The following is an 18,480-nucleotide window of genomic DNA, read 5'->3' as shown; positions in this document are numbered from 1 at the left end:
CAGAGTCGCCGCCCGGGCTTGTTCACATTGCTGCTGCCATAACGGACGACTTCTGTGGAGCGTCCGAACTCAATAACATCGCATCTGGAGCTAATGAATGAACGTTAAACGCATTGCCCTCAGGCTGGGCTTCGTCTCGCTGCTGGCTTTCGGCACAAGCCCGCAAGCCGCCGAAACATCGTTGCGCATCGGCATCGAGGCGGCTTACCCGCCATTCGCTTCGAAAACCCCGGACAACACCATTATCGGCTTTGACTACGACATCGGTCAGGCGTTGTGCGCCGAGATGAAGGTCCGCTGCGTCTGGCAGGAGCAGGAGTTCGACGGCTTGATTCCGGCACTCAAGGTGAAGAAGGTCGACGCGGTGATTTCGTCCATGTCCATCACCCCCGAGCGGTTGAAGTCGGTGGACTTCACCAACCGCTATTACCGCATCCCGGCGCGCCTGGTGTTTCGCAAGGGCAGTGGTATCAACGACATTCCGGCGCAGCTCAAAGGCAAGCGGATCGGCGTGCAGCGGGCGACCAACTTCGATCGCTACGTCACCGAGAAGTTTGCTCCGGCGGGCGCCGAGGTTATCCGCTATGGTTCGCAGAATGAAATATTCCTCGACCTGCTGGGCGGGCGCCTGGACGCGACCATGGCCAGTTCGGTGGTGATCGACGAAAGCCTGCTCAAGCGTCCGGAGGGCAAGGATTTCGAATTTGTCGGGCCCAATTTCACCGAGGAACAATACTTCGGCACGGGCATCGGCATTGCGGTGCGCAAGAATGATGCGCTGGCGAGCCGCTTCAATCAGGCGTTGGCGACCATTCGTGCCAACGGCACTTACGACAGGATCCGCCAGAAATACTTTGATTTCGATATCTACGGCGAGTAATCCTCGGCGGTGTTCTTCGGCCCGCAGGCATTGTCTTGTGGGCTGTCTTGCGAGCTCGTTGTTGCATAACACGGAGTGATCCATGAAAACCAAAGCGGTACTCACTGAGCAGGACGTTGAGCAATTGCTGGAGACGGCCAAGAAGTTGGCGCACCAGCATCAATGGGCGGTGTCGATCTGTGTGGTGGACGACGGCGGTCACCCCCTCGGGCTGTCGCGCCTGGACGATGCCTCGCCGTTATCGGCTTATATCGCCACCGAAAAAGCCCGTACCGCCGCCATGGGCCGGCGCGACAGCAAGGTCTTCGAAGACATGATCAACGGCGGCCGCTACGCTTTCCTCAGCGCGCCGCACCTGCAAGGCATGCTCGAAGGCGGCGTGACCATTCGTCACGACGGCCAATGCATCGGCGCTATCGGTGTCTCCGGCGTCAAGGCCGAGCAGGATGCCGAACTGGCGCGGCTGTCGGTGGAGACCTGGGAGGGGACTATCGCATCGGATGTCTGATTGACTCGACCTGTGGGAACGGGTTGCACAAATCTTCCAGACGTCATCGCCCACAGCGGTTAATCTGCCCCGAGCGGATAGACAAAACGAGACGGCTCATGACCGCGCGCAACTGGATCGATTTCAAACAGGACGCCACGTCCGGTATCGAGACCGTGCGCGCGCATTTCGAGGGGCATGCCTATGATCCCCATTGGCATGACACCTACCTGGTGGGCGTGACCGAGCAGGGCGTTCAGCAGTTTCATTGTCGCCGCCAGCAGCACAACAGCACGCCGGGCAAAGTGTTCCTGCTTGAGCCCGGCGAGCTGCATGACGGCAACGCCCCCCACGATCATGGGTTTACCTACCGCACGCTGTACCTGGAGCCCCACTGGCTGGAGCGCGAGTTGCGTTCCTTGTTCGACGTGGCGCCGGACAATGCCCAACTGGGGTTTGCCGCCACCCTGACCGACGATGCGCGGCTGGCGAGCGCCACGGCCATGGCCTTCCAGAGCCTGCATGAGCAGGAGATCCGCATCGTGCGCCAGACCGCCCTGGACGCCTTGCTTGCCAACCTGACCCAACACTTGCACTGGCGGACACGGATCAACCCCGACCCACGCCTGCCGCTGGTCGCGCAACAAGCCCGGGATTACCTGCACAGCCACCTGAGCGACGATGTCGGACTGGACGACCTGGCGCGGGTGACCGGCGTGGATCGTTTCCGCTTGACCCGGGCGTTCAAGGCAGCGTTCGGCCTGGCGCCCCATGCCTATCTGATCCAGTTGCGCCTGGCCCGGGCCCGGCGTTTGCTGGCTCGTGGCGAGAGTGCCGTGGCGGTGGCGGCGATGCTCGGGTTCGCCGACCAAAGCCACCTGGGGCGCTGGTTCCAGCGCGCCTATCGCCTGAGCCCGGCGGACTATCGCAAGCGCTGCTCAATTGTTCCAGACTGACCACGGCTGCGTGGGGATGATCAAGCGATCGATCATTCAGCGAGACGTAGTTCAATGGACCAGTTACTGCCGTTTGCCTTGTTTGCTTTTGTCGCCTCCATTACCCCGGGCCCGACCAATATCATGGTGCTGAGCCACAGTTCGCGCTTCGGCCTGGCAACCACCGTGCCGATCATCCTCGGTGCCTGCGCGGCTGCGGCCTTGTTGGTGCTTTTGGTCGGCACCGGGTTGGGGGACGTGCTGGCGCGCCATGCCACGATCCAGACGCTGCTCTCGTGGGCGGGCATCGCCTGGCTGAGCTGGATGGCCTGGCAGATTTTCAGCGCACCGGCCCAGGCCATCGATCCGTCCCAGCCGGTCGAGGGCCCGCGTCTGGGCTTGGCGGGGGCTGCCGGGTTGCAGTTGGTGAACCCGAAAACCTGGATGATGGCGTTGGCAGTGGTCAGCGTCTTCGCTGGCGCCGAAGCTGACCGTACTGTGCGGGTGCTCTGGCTGTCCCTGGCGTTTTTTGCCATTTCGATCCCGTGCATGACCGTCTGGGCCTACCTGGGCCGTGGCGCTGCACGGTTCTGCCGTTCCGCTGTGGCGATGGGGCGGTTCAATCGGGTCATGGCGGTGATGCTACTGGTATCGGCGTGGTTGACCTTGGTGGTCTGAGAAAAAGCAGGACGTTTGTGGCGAGGGATTTATCCCCGTTGCGGGGCGAAGCGCCCCCTGAAGGGCGAGCGCTTCGCCAAGCCTCGGTCTCTCGCCGGTCAGCTTTGCAAGTACACCGCATGGGTATGGGTGTACTCATACAGACCATGCTTGCCATCGGCCCCGCCAACCCCGGATTTGCGCACCCCGGCGTGAAAGCCTTGCATGGCTTCGAAGTTTTCGCGGTTCACATAGGTCTCGCCAAAGTCCAGACCCCGAATGGCGTGCATGGCCCGGCTCAGGTCGCGGGTGTAGACCGAAGAGGTCAGGCCGTAGTCGCAGTCGTTGGCCAGGGCTATGGCCTCGTCCAGGTCGTCGATGATCTGGATCGGCAACACCGGGCCAAAGATTTCCTCACGCATGATTTCCATCGAAGCATTGCAGCCGGCCAGTACCGTGGGCTGGAAGTGGAAACCGCTGGGGCGGCCCGCCACGCTGCCGCCGCTGATCAGGCTGGCGCCTTGGCTGAGGGCCTTTTTCACCTTGCGCTCGACGCTGTCCAGGCCCTGGCGGTTGATCAACGGGCCCATTTCTACGTCCGGCTCGGCCAGCGGGTCGCCATAGCGGGTGGCTGACATCGCCGCGCTAATGCGCTCGATGAATTGATCGGCGACCTTGCGCTCCACGTAGACCCGTTCGGCACAGTTGCAGACTTGCCCGGTGTTGATGATCCGCGAGTCGCGAATGGCTTTCACCGCCAGCTCCAGATCGGCGTCCGCCAGCACAATGGCCGGCGCCTTGCCGCCCAGCTCCAGGTTCAGCTTGGTGATGTTCGCCGCAGCCGAGGTCATGATTCGCGAGCCAGTGTCGACGCTGCCGGTGAAGCTGATCATGTCCACGCCTTTATGGCCGCTCAAGGCTGCGCCGACCTGGCCGTCGCCACACACGACATTGAACACGCCGGGCGGCAGATCGGTCTCGGCCACCAATCGGGCGAATTCGAAGCAGTTGTTCGGGGTTTCTTCGCTGGGCTTGATGACGATGGTGTTACCGGTCAGCAGCGCCGGGGCCATCTTGCGAGCGATCAAAAAGAACGGGAAATTCCACGGCAGGATCCCGGCCACCACGCCCAGAGGCTTGCGGAACAGGAAGATGTTTTCACCGGGACGGTCGCTGGTGATGATCTCGCCTTCGATGCGCCGGGCCCATTCGGCCATGTAGTCGAGGTAATCGGCGGTGAAATTCACCTCCACCTCGGCCAGGGCGCTGATCTTGCCTTGCTCAAGGGTGATGGTGCGTGCCAGGTGAGCGACGTTTTCTCGCAGTTTGGCGGCGATGCGCCGCAGGTGTCCGGCGCGTTCGATGGCCGGTTTGGCCGACCAGTCTTTCTGCGCGACGCGGGCGGCAGCCAGGGCCTGATCGATGTCGGCAGCGGTGGACGCGGGGACGCGGGACAACAGAGCCCCGGTGGCTGGGTTGAACACGTCCAGGTGTGCCTCGCTGCGAGTGAACTGGCCGTTGATGAAGTTTTGGAACACGGGAACGGATGACATGGCAGTGTCCTTCAATAAGTGCGCGAAGGCGCTTGAGCGGTGGCGGGTTCGCGATAGCGGGCGAGGGTGGCGAGAGCACTCTGGCGCAGCAGGCTGATGTCGATGGCCACGGCGATGAACTGACAGCCCCAACCCTGGTAGCGCCGGGCGTCTTCTTCGTTGGGCGCGAGGATGCCGCAGGCCTTGCCCGCCGCGAGGGTGGCGTTCACGGCGTGTCGGATGCGTTCCTGGACCTCGGGATGACCGGGATTGCCCGCATGGCCCAGGCCGATGGACAGGTCGGCCGGACCGATGAATACCGCGTCCACGCCCTCGACGGCAGCGATGGCTTCGACGTTTTCCACGCCCGTGCGCGATTCCACCTGGACGATCAGGCACAGTTCTTCATGGGCCGTATTGAGGTAGTTCGCCACGCCGTCCCAGCGGGTGGCGCGGGTCAGGCCGCCGCCCACGCCACGAATGCCGTGGGGCGGATAGCGCATGGCGCGCACCAGCGCCCGGGCTTGTTCAGCGGTTTCGACCATGGGAATCATCAGGGTCTGGGCGCCGATGTCCAACAGTTGCTTGATCAGGTTGGCTTCGCCGGTCACCGCCCGCACCACCGGTGCGGTGCCGTAGGGCGCCACGGCCTGGAGTTGACTGAGCACGCTGGGCACGGTGTTGGGCGCGTGCTCGCCATCGATCAGCATCCAGTCGTAACCGGTGCCGGCAACGATTTCAGCGGCGTAACCGCTGGCGAAACCGGCCCAGATGCCGTACTGGGTGTCCTTTGAGGTCAGCGCGGCCTTGAAGGCGTTGCGGGGCATGTTCATGGCAGGCTCCTTTAGCGGTTATAAGGCCGGTGCAGTTGGCATTCCGGGTTCAGCGTCACGCCGAAGCCAGGCTGGTCGAGGACCGACAGGCGCATGCGGCCTTGTACCGGCACCGGCTCGCCCAGCAATTGCGGGTGGAACATCGGCACCACTTCGTCCGCCTTGGGCGCCATCATCAGGAACTCGGCGAACGGGCTGTTATGCCGGGTGGCGACGAAGTGGTAGCTGTAGACCGAGGAACCGTGGGGGATCACCAGCGCGTTATGGGCGTCGGCCAGGGCGGAGATTTTCACCAGCTCGGTGAGACCGCCGCACCAACCGACATCCGGCTGGATGATGTCGCAGCAACCCATTTCCAACAGCATGCGAAAGCCCCAACGGGTGGCTTCGTGTTCGCCGGTGGTCACCAGCATGCCCTTGGGTACGTTGTTGCGCAGTGCCGCGTAGCCCCAGTAGTCGTCGGGCGGCAGGGCTTCTTCGATCCATTTCAAACCGTGCGCATGGGCGCCGACTGCGAGTTTGGTGGCGTAGTTGAGGTCCAGGCTCATCCAGCAATCGAGCATCAGCCAGAAATCCGGGCCGACCCGTTCGCGCATGGTCGCCAATGCCTCGAGGTTCTTGCGCAAGCCTTCCTCGCCTTCGGCCGGGCCGTGGTGCAGCGGCATCTTGCCGCCGATAAAGCCCATTTTTTGCGCCAGGTCCGGCCGGGCGCCGGTGGCGTAGAACTGCAACTCGTCGCGCACTGCGCCACCGAGCAATTGATGCACCGGCTCCTGGCGAATCTTGCCCAGCAAGTCCCAGAGCGCCAGGTCCACGCCGGAAATCGTGTTGATCACCAGGCCTTTGCGACCGTAGTACAGCGTCGATTGGTACATCTGGTCCCAGATCTTTTCGATGTCGGTGACCCGGGCACCTTCGATGAAACGTGCCAGGTGTTTTTCAACGATGTAGGCCGCAGGCTCGCCGCCGGTGGTCACGGCAAAGCCGACGGTGCCGTCGCTGGCTTCGATTTCCACCACCAGGGTGCCGAGCACATTGATGCCGAAGCTACGGCGGCTCTGACGATAGTCCGGGTACTTGCTCATCGGCGTGGCGATGTGATCGTCGATCCAATGGCCGTCCGCCTGGTCGTGATAATCCGCGCCGCCGCCTCGCAGGACAAAGGCGCGGACGTGTTTGATCGTGGGGGTACCCATGGTGCAGCTCCTTGAGTTAAACAGTGGCCGGTGTGTTCGAGGCGCGCTGGCCGGGCGAGTGGATGCCCAGTACCAGCAACGCGGCAATGACTGTGGTGCCAGCGAGCAGATAGAGGCCGGCAGCAGGGGAGTGGAAGGCGCCTTCGGCCCAGTTCTTCAGCACCGGAGCAATGAAGCCGCCGAGGGCACCGAAGGAGTTGATCAACGCGATGCCTGCCGCTGCGGCGCTACCGGCCAGGTAGCTGGACGGAAAGGTCCAGAACACCGGCTGTACAGCGATGAACCCGGAGGCGGCGAAGCACAGGGCAATGATGCCCAGCAGTGGGCTGGACACGCTCACCGAACAGGCGATCCCGGCGGCCGCCATCAGCAAGGTCAACGCGGCGGTACGGCGGCGCTGGCCGCTGCGGTCGCTGTAACCAGGAATCAGATAGGCCGCACACAGGGCGCAGATCCACGGAATCGCGGTGACCAGCCCCACCATCAGCCCGACCTTGCTGCCCAGCAACCCACCCACCTGGGTCGGCAGGTAAAACACCACGCCGTAGACACTGGCCTGGATCAACAGGTAAATCAGGCACAGGTACAGCACCGATGGCTGGCACAGCACGCTGAGCAGGCTGCGGCCATGGGATTGCTTGTGTTGATCCTCGGCATCGAGCAGGTCCTGGACCTGGCGGCGTTCCTCGAGCGAGAGCCATTTCGCATCGGCCGGACGATTGTCCAGATACCAGTAGGCCCACACGCCGACCGCCGAAGCCATCAGGCCTTCCACGGCGAACAGCCATTGCCAGCCGTGAACACCGGCGAAGCCGTCCAGTTCCAACAACAGCCCTGATAGCGGGCTGCCGAAAATGAAGGCCAGCGGCGCACCAAAATAGAAAAAGCCCATGGCCTTGCCCCGAGCCGCCGAAGGGAACCAATAGGTGAGGTAGAGAATCACCCCGGGGAAGAACCCGGCCTCGGCCACGCCCAGCAAGAAGCGCAGCACGTAGAAGCTGGTTTCGTTGTGAGCAAAGACCATGGCCGCTGAAACCAGGCCCCAGGTAACCATGATCCGGCACATCCACAACCGCGCACCGACGCGGTGCAGGATCAGGTTGCTGGGTACTTCCAGCAGCGCGTAACCGGCGAAGAACACGCCGGCACCAAATGCGAATGCGGCGTCGCCGATACCGGTGTCGGCCTGGAAGGCTTGTTTGGCGAAGCCGACGTTGGCCCGGTCGAGAAAAGCCATGATGTACATCAGCAGCAGGAAGGGCAGCAGGCGCCAGGAAATCTTGGCCAGTACAGACGCAGGAAGAGTCTTCATCGCGGGAGTCCTTTAGCAGATATTTGTTCTTATGGGCTGGACTGTACGGCCGGCGATCGATGCGTTACAAATCGAATCTCGCTAACAAGTGATACCTTCAAGGTATCGATAATCCGAGGCTCATCGATGACCGATCCCGCGCTGTCCCGCAGCCTGTTCAACCGCCTGCGCTACAAACACCTGCACATGCTGGTGGCCCTGAGCGCCAGCCAGAACCTGCATCGCGCCTCCCAGAGCTTGAATATGTCGCAACCGGCGGCAACCCGGATGCTGCACGAAATCGAAGACATGTTCGGTTGCGACCTGTTTGAGCGCTTGCCGCGTGGCATGCGTCCGACCGCCCTGGGACAGGAGCTGATTCGCTTTGCCGAGTCAGCCCTCAGTGGCCTGGACCGTTGTGCCGAAGACCTGTTGGCCCGTCAGCAAGGTGGTTACGGTTACCTGTCCATCGGCACCATCATGGGCGCCGCGCCGGACCTGGTGATGGACTCCATCGCCCGCATCAAGGCCCTCAACCCGCAATTGCGGATCCGTATCATGGGCGATACCAGCGACCAGGTGATCCAGCTACTGGAACAAGGTCGTATCGACCTGGCCATCGCCCGGCGCAACGCGGCCACCGACAGTGAACACTACGATTTCGAACAACTGGGCAATGAGCGTTTGCTGGTGGTAGTCCATGCCGGCCACCCGTTGGCCCGGCGCAAAAAACTGGCCCTGGCCGAACTGGTCAGCGACTGGCCATGGATCCTGCAGCCGGAAACCAGCCCGGCACGCATCGGCCTCGATCAGGCGCTGCAACGCCTGGCGCTGCCGACGCCGGCGGACATCATCGAATGCAGTTCGGTGTACTCCATGCAGCAACTGATTCAATTGACCGACGCAATCATGGTGCTCTCGGAAACCGCTTTGCGCGATTACCTGAAGATGGGCCTGGTGGTCGCGCTGCCGGTGGCGCTGGATGTGCAATTGGCGCCGTTCGGGATGTTGCGGCGCAAGGGCGAACCGGTGAGCCGGGAGTTGGGCTTGTTCATTGATTTGCTGCGTAGCAAGGCCGCGTTGTGAGGGGCAGGAAATACACCCGCAATGGCGTGCTGCGCGGCAACCCCTCGCAACAGTCTGACGGTTTCAAAAAACCATCGTTTTGGGGAGCATCGACGACGCCAACGTTTGGTGAGCTGTAAATTTCAAATGCCCAATCGACCCCAAGGAAGGAGGTCCATCATGTCCACTCTCGATACCCATATCGAGTTCATCCAGGCCCGACTGCCCGTCTGGCTGAAACGTGCCTCGCGGATCCACCAGGAGCGTTTCAAGGCCTTTACCAAGCAATTGCAGCGCGACAGCGACGCGCTCAACGCGCTACTGATCGACCTGCCGGCACCGGAAACTTTCACGCGCGACTTGCTGCAGGCCCGGCCGCAAATACAGTCCTGGCGCTTGGTGAATGGCACCGGCAGCGTTGCGGATGCGCTACGGCGGGCCAGGGTCAAGCGTGACCCTTTCGGCACCTCGCTATCGGTGGTCGAAGCGGCCATGCGCAACTATCCTCCCGCCGATGCCGTCACTGGCGGCGCTTTGGATAAAAACGGCGAGCTGTTCATCAAGGGCAAGCCTGGAGAGTTTTACCGCCGGGGAGCCCCGTCAGACACTACGGCACTGCCCATGACCCCGGCCACTTTCGCACGTCTGTGTCGGGAGCTGGATGCAGGCGGTACTTATCAGCGCCTGCTCAAGCAGCGACTGCCACAGATTCGCAACGAGGTCCCGGTTGTCGCCGACGCCTACATCAAGTACGCACGCAGCCTGCTCACCTATGACGCCTACGAGGCGAAGCTGGATGGGCGCCTGGATGAAACCGGTGAGCGGTTGCTGGCCCATGTCGGGGTGCAACTCAACGCTCACCCGGTCAAATCCCTGGCCTGTGAGGTCAAGGCACTGGAGGTGCTGTCGGTGCCACTGTTTGGCGCCCGGGTGTACTGGGGATTGGAAGGGGACGCCAAAGGCGTTCGTCCGCTGGTCTTGCACATGCCCCATGACATTGTGGCACCAATCAAGCAATTCCCCAGCTTACAGGCCATGGCCGCGCAGTTGATCGAACGGCTGCGCAGACGGCGTTATCGCGAGAGCCTGATGCGCTACTTCCCGGTACGTCTGCAGGCCCGGCTCGGCGATGCCCTGCATGATCAAGTGGAGTGGGAGATAACGGACAACCTCAATATTTTCCAGGAAATCCACGCCCGGATCGCGGGCTGGAGAGAGGGTGAGCTTGGCGAGGATGGCAACCCCCGGCGCATTCGAGTGCCTGCGCCCCATGTGCCCTGGACCCTGGGTGATGTGCGTGAAAATCACTGGGACGATCGCTATCACGAATGGCGAACCCACACCTTGGCCAATGCCTCGGCGCTGATGGTTTCCACCAAGGATCAGGATTGGCAGGCGCTGCTGGCTCGCCTCGAATACTGGGAAAGTCTCGCCGAGCGTTCCCTGATGCTCGCCGTCAGTTTCATCCCGTTCTGCGCACCTGTCGGGATGGCTGCGGCGGCGGTGGGCGGGGTGCGCCTGGTGTATGAGTTCTTCGAAGGCATCCAGGCGTTCAACGAAGGTCACGCGCAAGAAGGTATCGACCACATCTTCAACGTCCTGTTCGGGGTCGCTCAAGGGGCCTATCTGGGTTTTATCGGCGGGGCTGTCGAACCCATGCCGGTGCGTGACGGTACGACGCGCCTGTGGAATGGCGATGTCAGGCCTTTCCAAGCACGGCGCTTGCCACCCCTTGAGGCCGAGCAGGATGCCTGGGGGGTATGGCGCACAACGGACGAGGCATGGGTGCAGATCGAGGGCCGTTATTTCGAGGTGCAGGGCACAGCCGATGCCTTGGGCCTGCGACTACCCACCGACCATCGTGGCGTAACGCCGATCATGGAGTGGAACCGTGCCCGCGGCTGGCAGTGGGCGCACCGCAACCCGTTGCAGCGCAGCAATCTGGAGCTGCTGCGTAGCTTTGTCGAGACGCCGGCCGAACTGGACGACCCTTCGATCCTTGCCCTGCAGCGGCAGGTGGGTATCAGCGAGACGCATCTGCGCTACCTGCAAGTGAACGGGCAGCCGATGCCGGCCATATTCGCCGATGCCCTGAGTGAAGCACGGGATTGGCAATGGGTGCAGCAAACCATTGGGCGTCTGCGCGGCGGCGAAGCGCCAGGCAACATGCACGTTCGAATCACTCAGACCCTCGTGGATCTGCCGGGTTGGCCCGAGACGGTGACGCTGCGCTATCACGATGGGGGGCGGGTTCACTCGATGGGTGACACGACGGCTACGCGCTTTCTCGATCTGAACCAGGCTGATCTGGCGCACGATGGCTGGGCGAGTCGCATCCTGGCCGGCCTGAGCGTGAGCGAGCAGCGGACACTGCTGGGGCAAAGCCCCCTCGGCCTGCGTCCGGTGGAGTGCAGTCGACTATTGGCTGGCCGCTGGGCCGCCTACCTGGAACGCAATGCTACCCACGTGACCGCCGCCATGGCCCGGTCCACCGGGCTCGATCCGTTGGCCGTTCCCGTGGCTCGGGCCTTCCCCGGCCTGCCGGAATCTATGGCCAACGAGCTTGCCAGCCAGGCTCAAGGCGAGGACCTGGTGCGCCTGCGTGCCGGCCGGGTGACGGGAAGCCTGGGTAAACAGTGCGTAGAGGCCCTGACCGAGCTGCGCCTGACACGTACGTTACGTGCTTTGGAGCGCGGAGAACGTAGCGCCGATCGAGACCGCGTTGTCATGGGCTTGCTGGGCAATATGGCCCCATTGCGCGGCCGGTTGCGCCTGCGCCTGGTGTCGAGCGAACTGGCCAGCCCGTTGGAAGTGGGGGAAGAGGGGCCTTTGAAAGTCATTCGCCAGGACGGCGGGCAGTACCAGGCCTTTGACGAGCAGGGCAACGAGCTGGGCGTGGGGTTGAGCCTGGAAGAGGCGCTGCTAAGCGCAATGCCGGACGAGGCCCGCAGGGCGCTGGGATTCAACATTTGGGAGGCGGCCAGGCTTCGCAAGGCGTTGCTGGGGCAAGCCCTTGACGATCGGCAAGGGCTGCGTGCTTTCCTGCTCCTCAAGCGCCTGGATAGCGGCGCGCAAGGCCCGCAATGGCAGAACGGACGCTTGGGTTATCCGCTCAGTGGGCGTGGAAAACTGCCGTTGCAGGGCTGGCGCCACAGCCTGGAAGGGCGTCTTGAACGACTCTATCCTCACTATGCCGGGGAGTCCCTTGCGGGGCTTCAGCGCAGCCTGACCGACCAGGCCGCGCGTGAAGGCCTCAGCCTGAACCAGTTGGTCAGCCGGCTGAGCAATGAATGGGCGACGCTCGATGAAGGGTTGCGCCAGTGGGAAGTCCATGAGGGCGTTCATCACCCGGTGGAGGGTCGCTACAGCCGAGAGGATATCCTGGCGAATCGTCGCGGCGTAGCGAACGAAATCCGCCGCGCCTGGCGGCGTGAACCCAATCCGCGCAGGGAAGACAGCGAGTTGACATTGCGTCTGTCGGGGTGGGACATCGGCAGGCTCCCTACGATCCACGCGCGTTTCACCCATATCGAAACCCTGACGTTGTCACACATGAGTTTGAGTGAAGACCCCTCGGACTTTCTGCGGCTGTTTCCCAATATCGATACGCTGCGCCTGCACGGTAATAACTTCACCGCCGTACCCGTGGCGGCGGGCGAGTTTCGCAATCTGCTGGAGCTGGCATTGGGTAAAAATCCACTCAACATGAACGCGGATGTATTTGTCCCCCTGATTGGTGCCAATCGCGCCCCCAAGCTGCGGGTCCTGCACCTTTCCGAGATAACTGGCGGCGCGGAGCCTGGCGCCGAGGCCAACATGGTCGCAGCCATCGGCCGCCTGGCTGAGCTGCCTGCCCTGCGTGAACTGGTATGGTCCGATAACCTGAACTTCACTGCCCAGGAACTGCTGGCCATCACTGCTTTACCCGGTCTGGAAGGGCTGGATCTGGTTCGCTGTGGCTTGCGCCTGGATGAAGAGGGCAGTGCCTTCCTGCGCACCGCCACAGGCTTGAAAGAACTGCGCCTGAGTGGCAACAATTGCCGCGAATTGCCGAACCTGTCGGAGCTCGCAGCCCTGGAAGAGCTGGAACTGGCCTACGCAGGCTTGGATCGGGTGCCGACGATGGCCTTGACGCTGATATCCAGGCCTTCATCCGAGCCGATCTTCCTCGATCTCAAGGGCAACCGCATCAGCAATATTCAAGATGACCTGCTTCCCGCGCTTGCCAGCATGCCAAGCAGTAACACCCTTGGTTTATGGCTTGAAGACAATCCACTACCAAGTGTCCAGATCAACGCTCTTCGCGCCCTGGACCGTGAGGCTTTCCGCTACACGGTCGATGACTGGCTGGATGACCTCCCTGATCTGAAGAAAACACTGGAAGTGGCCCGGGACGATGCCGGGGGGCGACGTTTCATTGACTGGTTCTCCGGTCTCATTCGCGACGTCGATGCCAGTGAGCCGAACGGGCTGGCGCTGGGATATCGTCAGCGCGCCGCGGGCATCCTGCAGTACTACACCGGGTACTCAAATCTCTATGCCGACCTGTTCATTCGAATTGCCGATTTTGACCAGCAACTGGCGCAACTGCGCACACGCCTGCAAGCGCGCGTGCTGGACAGGCAAACGCCAGACGTCTCTGAGCTGGAGGTGCACTTCTTGATGTTCGAGTCCGTCCAGCGTGCCCGCCTCGATCCGCAGGGCGTGCCTTTTGCGCGGTTCCTGGGCACCCAGCACGAGTATTGGAACCGGGTACTGAGCAGCCTCTATCCGGAGCTATCCCAGCGCAGGGCAGCCACGACCCGGGAGGGTTTCATCAATTGGCTCAGCGACGCCCAGGACACCTTCAACAGCAATGATCAGACGCCCCGCATAGGGGAGTTGGCCTGGCGCCCCTACCTGGGGTTGATGTCGCGCGATTGGCTCGAAGGCCTGGCGATCTGGGACACGGTGGAAGACAACCTGGTGGATGCCTTCAGCGAACCCGTGGATCCATCCCACTGGCCCCAGGTGCTGTTAGATAACCTGAGGCAACCTGCCAGCGACCTGCCCAGTGCCCTGGAGTCGGTCACTCTACCCAACGGCGTAGTCTGGCAGCGGGTGAGACTGGAAGCCGTGGCGGATGTGGATTGGGCCGCAGGTCAGCCGGTGATGCTCACTGAAGACCAATTGCGCCGGACCATGGCCATCTACCGTTCCGTCAAAAGCCGAGAGGTTGAAGCCCTGGCAAGGCGGATAACCACCGAATTGGTCACCCCTTGGTGGTCGCTGCGACGGCAATAGCCACGGGAAGCAGTTGCTCGGCTAGCGCCGATCGATCGTTCCCACGCTTCTGCGCGGGAACGCCGCCAGGGACGCTCCGCGTTCCGCTTCTGGAAGATGACGCAGAGCGTGGGAGCGCTCCAAAGATTCCCCTAGCGGGAGCAAGCCTTCTCACCATACTGGAACACCAACGCCTTTAGGCCACATTGCATGTCGGCATCGGGAAATTCCGGTGGATTTGCCAGGCGCTGGTCGAACTTCAAGCCAGGTGCTTCACGGGTGACGCCGTCGATGAGAAATTCCGGACCGGTGGCCGGGTCGTTGCTGCAGGCCAGGACTGTGCCATCGGCGCTCAGCAGTTCCGGCAGGCGGCGCAGGACGCGTTGGTAATCCTTGGTCAGCAGGAAGCTGCCTTTCTGGAACGTAGGCGGATCGATGATCACCAGGTCATAGGGCCCGCTGTTGATCACCTTGCCCCAGGATTTGAACAAGTCGTGGCCGAGGAAACTCACCTGACTCAAGTCATGGCCGTTCAAGCGATGGTTGTCGCGGCCACGACTCAGGGCCGCGCGGGACATGTCCAGGTTCACCACATGCTGCGCTCCGCCGGCGATGGCCGCCACCGAAAAACCGCAGGTGTAGGCGAACAGGTTCAACACGCGCTTGCCACTGGCATGGGCCCGCACCCAGTCGCGGCCGTAGCGCATATCCAGGAACAGGCCGTTGTTCTGTTTTTTGCCCAGGTCGATACGGTAACGCAGGCCACCTTCGGTCAGGGTCCACTCGTCAATCGGCTCGCCCACCAGCCACTGGGTCAGGCTTTGCGGTAAGTAGCGGTGCTGCACGGCCAGCGTATGGGCGCTGCTGTGTTGCCAGGCAGGCGAAGAGGTGAGTGCCAGCAGCATCGCCATCAAGTCGTTCAACTGCGCCTGTTCCGGTTCTTTGAACAACGAGACCAGCACAACGCCCTGGAGCCAGTCGACGGTGATCTGTTCCAGCCCTGGCCAGCAGCGACCGCGACCATGGAACAGGCGACGGGATTCTTCAGGTACCGACGCAAGGGCTGTCAGTAAATGAGTCTGCAGGGTTTGAACGGCTTCAGGGTTCATCAGGCGCGGCCAGCAATTCGAAAGGCCGGCATTTTAACCGCAGTGTGACCCGACGCAATCTCTGTGGCGAGGGCGCTTGCTCCCGCTGGCAGCGAAGCTGCCCCAGGGGCCAGGCTACGCAAGCGTTCTGCCGCCGATGCTAGCCGCCACTGCTAGCAAGAATACTGGCAACCTGTTGCGGCTGGCAGTTGAGGTACGCTGAGCGCTTGAGCCAACTCGGGTCCGGGTACCAGGAAAACATGAATTGGCCACCCTTGAGCTTGTCGATCACCTGTCGCGCCACCTGAGGGCGTACAGCCGGGCAGCCCTGACTGCGTCCGATACGCCCTTGGCGCACGCTCCATAAGGGGTTCACGTAGTCAGCGGCATGGATCACGATCGCCCGATCACGAGCCTGGTCATTGAAACCCGGTTCCAGACCGTCCATGCGCAGCGAATAGCCGTGGGTGCCCTGATAACTTTCCTGGGTGCGAAACAGGCCCAGGCTGGACTGGTAGCTGCCCAGGCGATTGGAAAATTGCGTGGCGAAGTTTTCCCCGGATTTCTGCCCGTGGGCCACCAGGTCGCGCAATACCAGCTTCTTCTGGCGCAGGTCGAAGATCCACAGTCGACGGGCCGTGGAGGGTTGCGAGTAGTCGATTACCGCCAGGTGGCGGGCCTGAGTGGCGCCATTGGCGACAGCGCATTGCATGGCGCTCAAGGCACTTTTCAAGGCCTGGGGATTGAGTTCCGGCGCTGCGTGGGCGAGGCTGTTGTAAAGAAGTTGAGAATTGGCTTTTTCGGCCAGTGCCGGGCCACACATTACGCCAAGGCCGGTCATGACCAGGCCAAGTCGGCGCAAAAACCTCAGCACGGATGAAATATTCCAATGGTGATATTGGTGTGCGGCATCCCGTCCGGTGTTGTTTGTATGCATGATGGCGGGTCGTACCTGTCGCAAAGTTTGACCGTCAACGAGACGGCCATGGATTGGAGTAAAGCAGTTGTTCAAAAAGTCCGCATGTTACCTGAGCCTTTTATTGCTCACTGCGCCATTGGTCGCGACGGCCGAAGACGTTTCGGTCGGCGAACCGGCTCCTGTGCAGGTTGCGTTGGCGCAGCTGTCGGTTGCCTGCCCGGAACTGGCTGCTCGTGTCGACTTTCCGACGATGATGAGCTTGCAGGCGTTTTATCAGCAAAACGCAGGCCAGGCGGTCTGGTCGGACGACGAGCGAGTGATGGCGTTGCGGGCCCAATTGCAACAACTGGCCGATGATGGACTGGATCCCACGCGCTACAGTTTGCCGGCTGCCGGCACCTCCCAGAGCGCGGCGTGTGTCGATATCGACATCAGCCAGCGCTACCTGCAAGCCTTGTACGAGCTGCGTTTCGGCTATTTACCCCAGGACCGCCTGGAACCGATATGGAAGGCCAGCCCGCAGCCGCAAGACCGTCACGCCGCCGTGCTGGCCATCGCCGGACAGGGCCTGCAAAACCTGGCCGGGGCCTTTGAACAGGCGCGGCCGAACCTGGCGCTTTATCGCAACCTGCGTGGCCTCTACGCCCGGCTACGGCAACAGCCCTTGTCTGACTGGCAGCCAGTGCCTGGCGGTCCGCTGTTGCAACCGGACAAGCAGGATGCGCGCGTACCGGCCCTGGCCCAGCGACTGTTCAATGAAGGTTACCTGAGCGCACCGCCGCTCATCGACGACGAGCATTACAGCACCACGCTTGTCGAAGCGATGAAGAGCTTCCAGCTCCAGCATTCGCTCCAAGCCGACGGTGTGGTGGGCCCGTGGACCGTCACCGAGCTGAACGTCAGCCCGGCCATGCGCCGTGAACAGTTGCGCATCAACCTCGAACGCATGCGCTGGCTGGCCCAGGACCTGGAGCCCGACAGTGTGCTGGTCAACGTGGCGGCGGCGCAGTTGACGGTGTACCAGGGGGGCGCGCCGGTCTGGCAAACCCGCACCCAGGTGGGCCGTGCGCAACGGCAAACGCCGCTGATCAAGTCCCGGGTCACCCGGCTGACGCTCAACCCGACCTGGACGGTTCCCCCGACCATCATGCGGGAAGACAAACTGCCCGAGATTCGCCGCGATCCGGAGTTTCTCAACCGACAGAACCTGAAGATCCTCGACCGCGATGGCCTGCCGCTGCAGGCCTCGGATATCGACTGGGAGCATCCGGGCGACCTCATGCTGCGTCAGGATCCCGGTCCGAAGAACCCGTTGGGTAAAATGGCGATCCGCTTTCCCAACCCGTTTTCCGTGTACCTGCATGACACGCCAAGCCAGGCACTGTTCGTCAAAGGCCCCCGTGCGTTCAGTTCAGGCTGCGTGCGGATCGAACAAGTCATGCACTTGCGCGACCTGCTGGTGAGCCCGGCCGAACGGGCACGTACCGACACGCTGCTGGCTACTGAGTTGACCCATGAGTTCAGGTTGGCCAAGCCTGTGCCGATTCTGCTGGGGTATTGGACGGTGCAGGCGGACAACCAGGGCCAGCCCGTGTACATCCCCGATATCTATGGGCGCGATCCGACGCTGTCTGCTGCTCACGCTCGTGCACTCTGAGGTCAGGCGCAGGTGGCAGCGCCTTGGACCGGGTCCATCGCCTCAACCGTCGCGAACAACCGCTGGCCGATGACGCTGGCGGTTTCCAGGTGCAGAGCCGGATCAAGGGTTTCCGATTCGAGCAACCGCTGAGAGCTCACCACCCGAGCACCGCAGTAATCGAAGATGCCATGGTCGATTTGGGTGGTCATTGCCTTGCCATAGCCGTGACGTAGAAAGGTGTCGGCATCGGCGCCACCGACTGCCACCAGGTGCACCTGCAAGCGCTGCAGCTTTTTGACAAACGGCCGGTCGGGACTGAAATCGAATGCCCAGCCGTTGGAAAATACCCGGTCGATCCAGCCCTTGAGCAAGGCCGGCATCGACCACCAATAAATCGGATAGACCAACACCAGCGCGTCGGCACGCTCGATCCTGGCTTGCTCAGCCAATACATCGGCAGGCGGCGACGCCTCACGGTGGTGGACAGCGTGGTCGGCAAAGCCGAAACGCGGATCGAAGCCCTCGCCAGCCAGGTCGGCTATCTCGAACGTATTGGCGGGGTTGGCTTGGGTGATGCCCTCGGCGATTTTTCTGGCAAGGCTGTGGGTGAGGGCGTGAGGGTCGTGGTGGGCGACAACGATGAGTGAATGCATGACAAAACTCCTGCTGGTCACGAAGACCGGAAAACCGGTATTC

General features: G+C 62.3%; 14 protein-coding genes. 7 read left to right on the top strand and 7 right to left on the bottom strand.

Annotated elements, in window-relative coordinates:
- The first annotated feature begins 97 nt into the window (after positions 1 to 97).
- From SGN16_RS15070 to SGN16_RS15055, 4 genes are all read left to right on the top strand, one after another.
- Positions 98 to 880 carry an ABC transporter substrate-binding protein gene (locus SGN16_RS15070; protein ID WP_335945507.1) on the top strand — a complete coding sequence of 261 codons (783 nt, stop codon included), beginning with the start codon at positions 98 to 100 and terminating at the stop codon, positions 878 to 880.
- An 82-nt stretch (positions 881 to 962) separates the two neighbouring features.
- Complete coding sequence (locus SGN16_RS15065; protein ID WP_335945506.1) at positions 963 to 1,388, top strand: heme-binding protein; 426 nt, start codon at positions 963 to 965, stop codon at positions 1,386 to 1,388.
- Between the two features lie 98 nt (positions 1,389 to 1,486).
- Entirely contained in the window at positions 1,487 to 2,323 is an 837-nt protein-coding gene (locus SGN16_RS15060; RefSeq protein ID WP_335945505.1) for an AraC family transcriptional regulator, read from the top strand.
- 54 nt (positions 2,324 to 2,377) lie between these two features.
- The gene (locus SGN16_RS15055; RefSeq protein ID WP_335945504.1) at positions 2,378 to 2,980 is read left to right on the top strand and encodes a LysE family translocator; all 603 of its coding nucleotides are present in this window, start codon (positions 2,378 to 2,380) and stop codon (positions 2,978 to 2,980) included.
- A gap of 98 nt (positions 2,981 to 3,078) precedes the next feature.
- Here the strand turns inward: SGN16_RS15055 and aldA are convergent, their stop codons facing one another.
- The 4 genes from aldA to SGN16_RS15035 are packed head-to-tail and all read right to left on the bottom strand — an operon-like array spanning position 3,079 to position 7,832.
- Positions 3,079 to 4,512 carry an aldehyde dehydrogenase gene (gene aldA / locus SGN16_RS15050; RefSeq protein ID WP_210638821.1) on the bottom strand — a complete coding sequence of 478 codons (1,434 nt, stop codon included), beginning with the start codon at positions 4,510 to 4,512 and terminating at the stop codon, positions 3,079 to 3,081.
- An 11-nt stretch (positions 4,513 to 4,523) separates the two neighbouring features.
- The gene (locus SGN16_RS15045; protein ID WP_335945503.1) at positions 4,524 to 5,324 is read right to left on the bottom strand and encodes an HpcH/HpaI aldolase/citrate lyase family protein; all 801 of its coding nucleotides are present in this window, start codon (positions 5,322 to 5,324) and stop codon (positions 4,524 to 4,526) included.
- Between the two features lie 11 nt (positions 5,325 to 5,335).
- Positions 5,336 to 6,520: an L-rhamnonate dehydratase gene (gene rhmD, locus SGN16_RS15040; protein WP_335945502.1), complete on the bottom strand. Its 1,185-nt coding sequence runs from the start codon at positions 6,518 to 6,520 to the stop codon at positions 5,336 to 5,338.
- Between the two features lie 16 nt (positions 6,521 to 6,536).
- Complete coding sequence (locus SGN16_RS15035; RefSeq protein ID WP_335945501.1) at positions 6,537 to 7,832, bottom strand: MFS transporter; 1,296 nt, start codon at positions 7,830 to 7,832, stop codon at positions 6,537 to 6,539.
- Positions 7,833 to 7,958: 126 nt separating this feature from the next.
- Here SGN16_RS15035 and SGN16_RS15030 point away from each other — a divergent pair, with 126 nt between their 5' ends.
- Both SGN16_RS15030 and SGN16_RS15025 read left to right on the top strand, forming a co-directional pair.
- On the top strand, positions 7,959 to 8,897 hold the full coding sequence (locus SGN16_RS15030; RefSeq protein WP_210638817.1) for a LysR family transcriptional regulator: 939 nt from the start codon (positions 7,959 to 7,961) through the stop codon (positions 8,895 to 8,897).
- A 159-nt stretch (positions 8,898 to 9,056) separates the two neighbouring features.
- Positions 9,057 to 14,159: a leucine-rich repeat domain-containing protein gene (locus tag SGN16_RS15025; protein ID WP_335945500.1), complete on the top strand. Its 5,103-nt coding sequence runs from the start codon at positions 9,057 to 9,059 to the stop codon at positions 14,157 to 14,159.
- Between the two features lie 131 nt (positions 14,160 to 14,290).
- On the opposite strand, the gene SGN16_RS15020 is transcribed toward SGN16_RS15025, so the two are convergent.
- Positions 14,291 to 15,247, bottom strand: coding sequence for a class I SAM-dependent methyltransferase (locus tag SGN16_RS15020; protein WP_335945499.1), 957 nt, complete (start codon positions 15,245 to 15,247; stop codon positions 14,291 to 14,293).
- Positions 15,248 to 15,386: 139 nt separating this feature from the next.
- Entirely contained in the window at positions 15,387 to 16,100 is a 714-nt protein-coding gene (locus SGN16_RS15015) for a murein L,D-transpeptidase catalytic domain family protein (RefSeq protein ID WP_210645293.1), read from the bottom strand.
- A gap of 130 nt (positions 16,101 to 16,230) precedes the next feature.
- Between SGN16_RS15015 and SGN16_RS15010 the strand changes: the two genes are divergently transcribed.
- Positions 16,231 to 17,802 carry a L,D-transpeptidase family protein gene (locus SGN16_RS15010; RefSeq protein WP_335945498.1) on the top strand — a complete coding sequence of 524 codons (1,572 nt, stop codon included), beginning with the start codon at positions 16,231 to 16,233 and terminating at the stop codon, positions 17,800 to 17,802.
- A 2-nt stretch (positions 17,803 to 17,804) separates the two neighbouring features.
- Here the strand turns inward: SGN16_RS15010 and SGN16_RS15005 are convergent, their stop codons facing one another.
- Positions 17,805 to 18,437 (bottom strand): NAD(P)H-dependent oxidoreductase, encoded by a 633-nt coding sequence (locus tag SGN16_RS15005; RefSeq protein WP_335945497.1) that lies wholly within the window; start codon positions 18,435 to 18,437, stop codon positions 17,805 to 17,807.
- Positions 18,438 to 18,480 lie beyond the last annotated feature (43 nt).

This window comes from Pseudomonas sp. G166, assembly GCF_037027455.2.
GTDB lineage: Bacteria > Pseudomonadota > Gammaproteobacteria > Pseudomonadales > Pseudomonadaceae > Aquipseudomonas.
The sequence above is the reverse complement of the archived record's forward strand: the minus strand, read 5'-3'. Positions and strand labels throughout refer to the sequence as shown.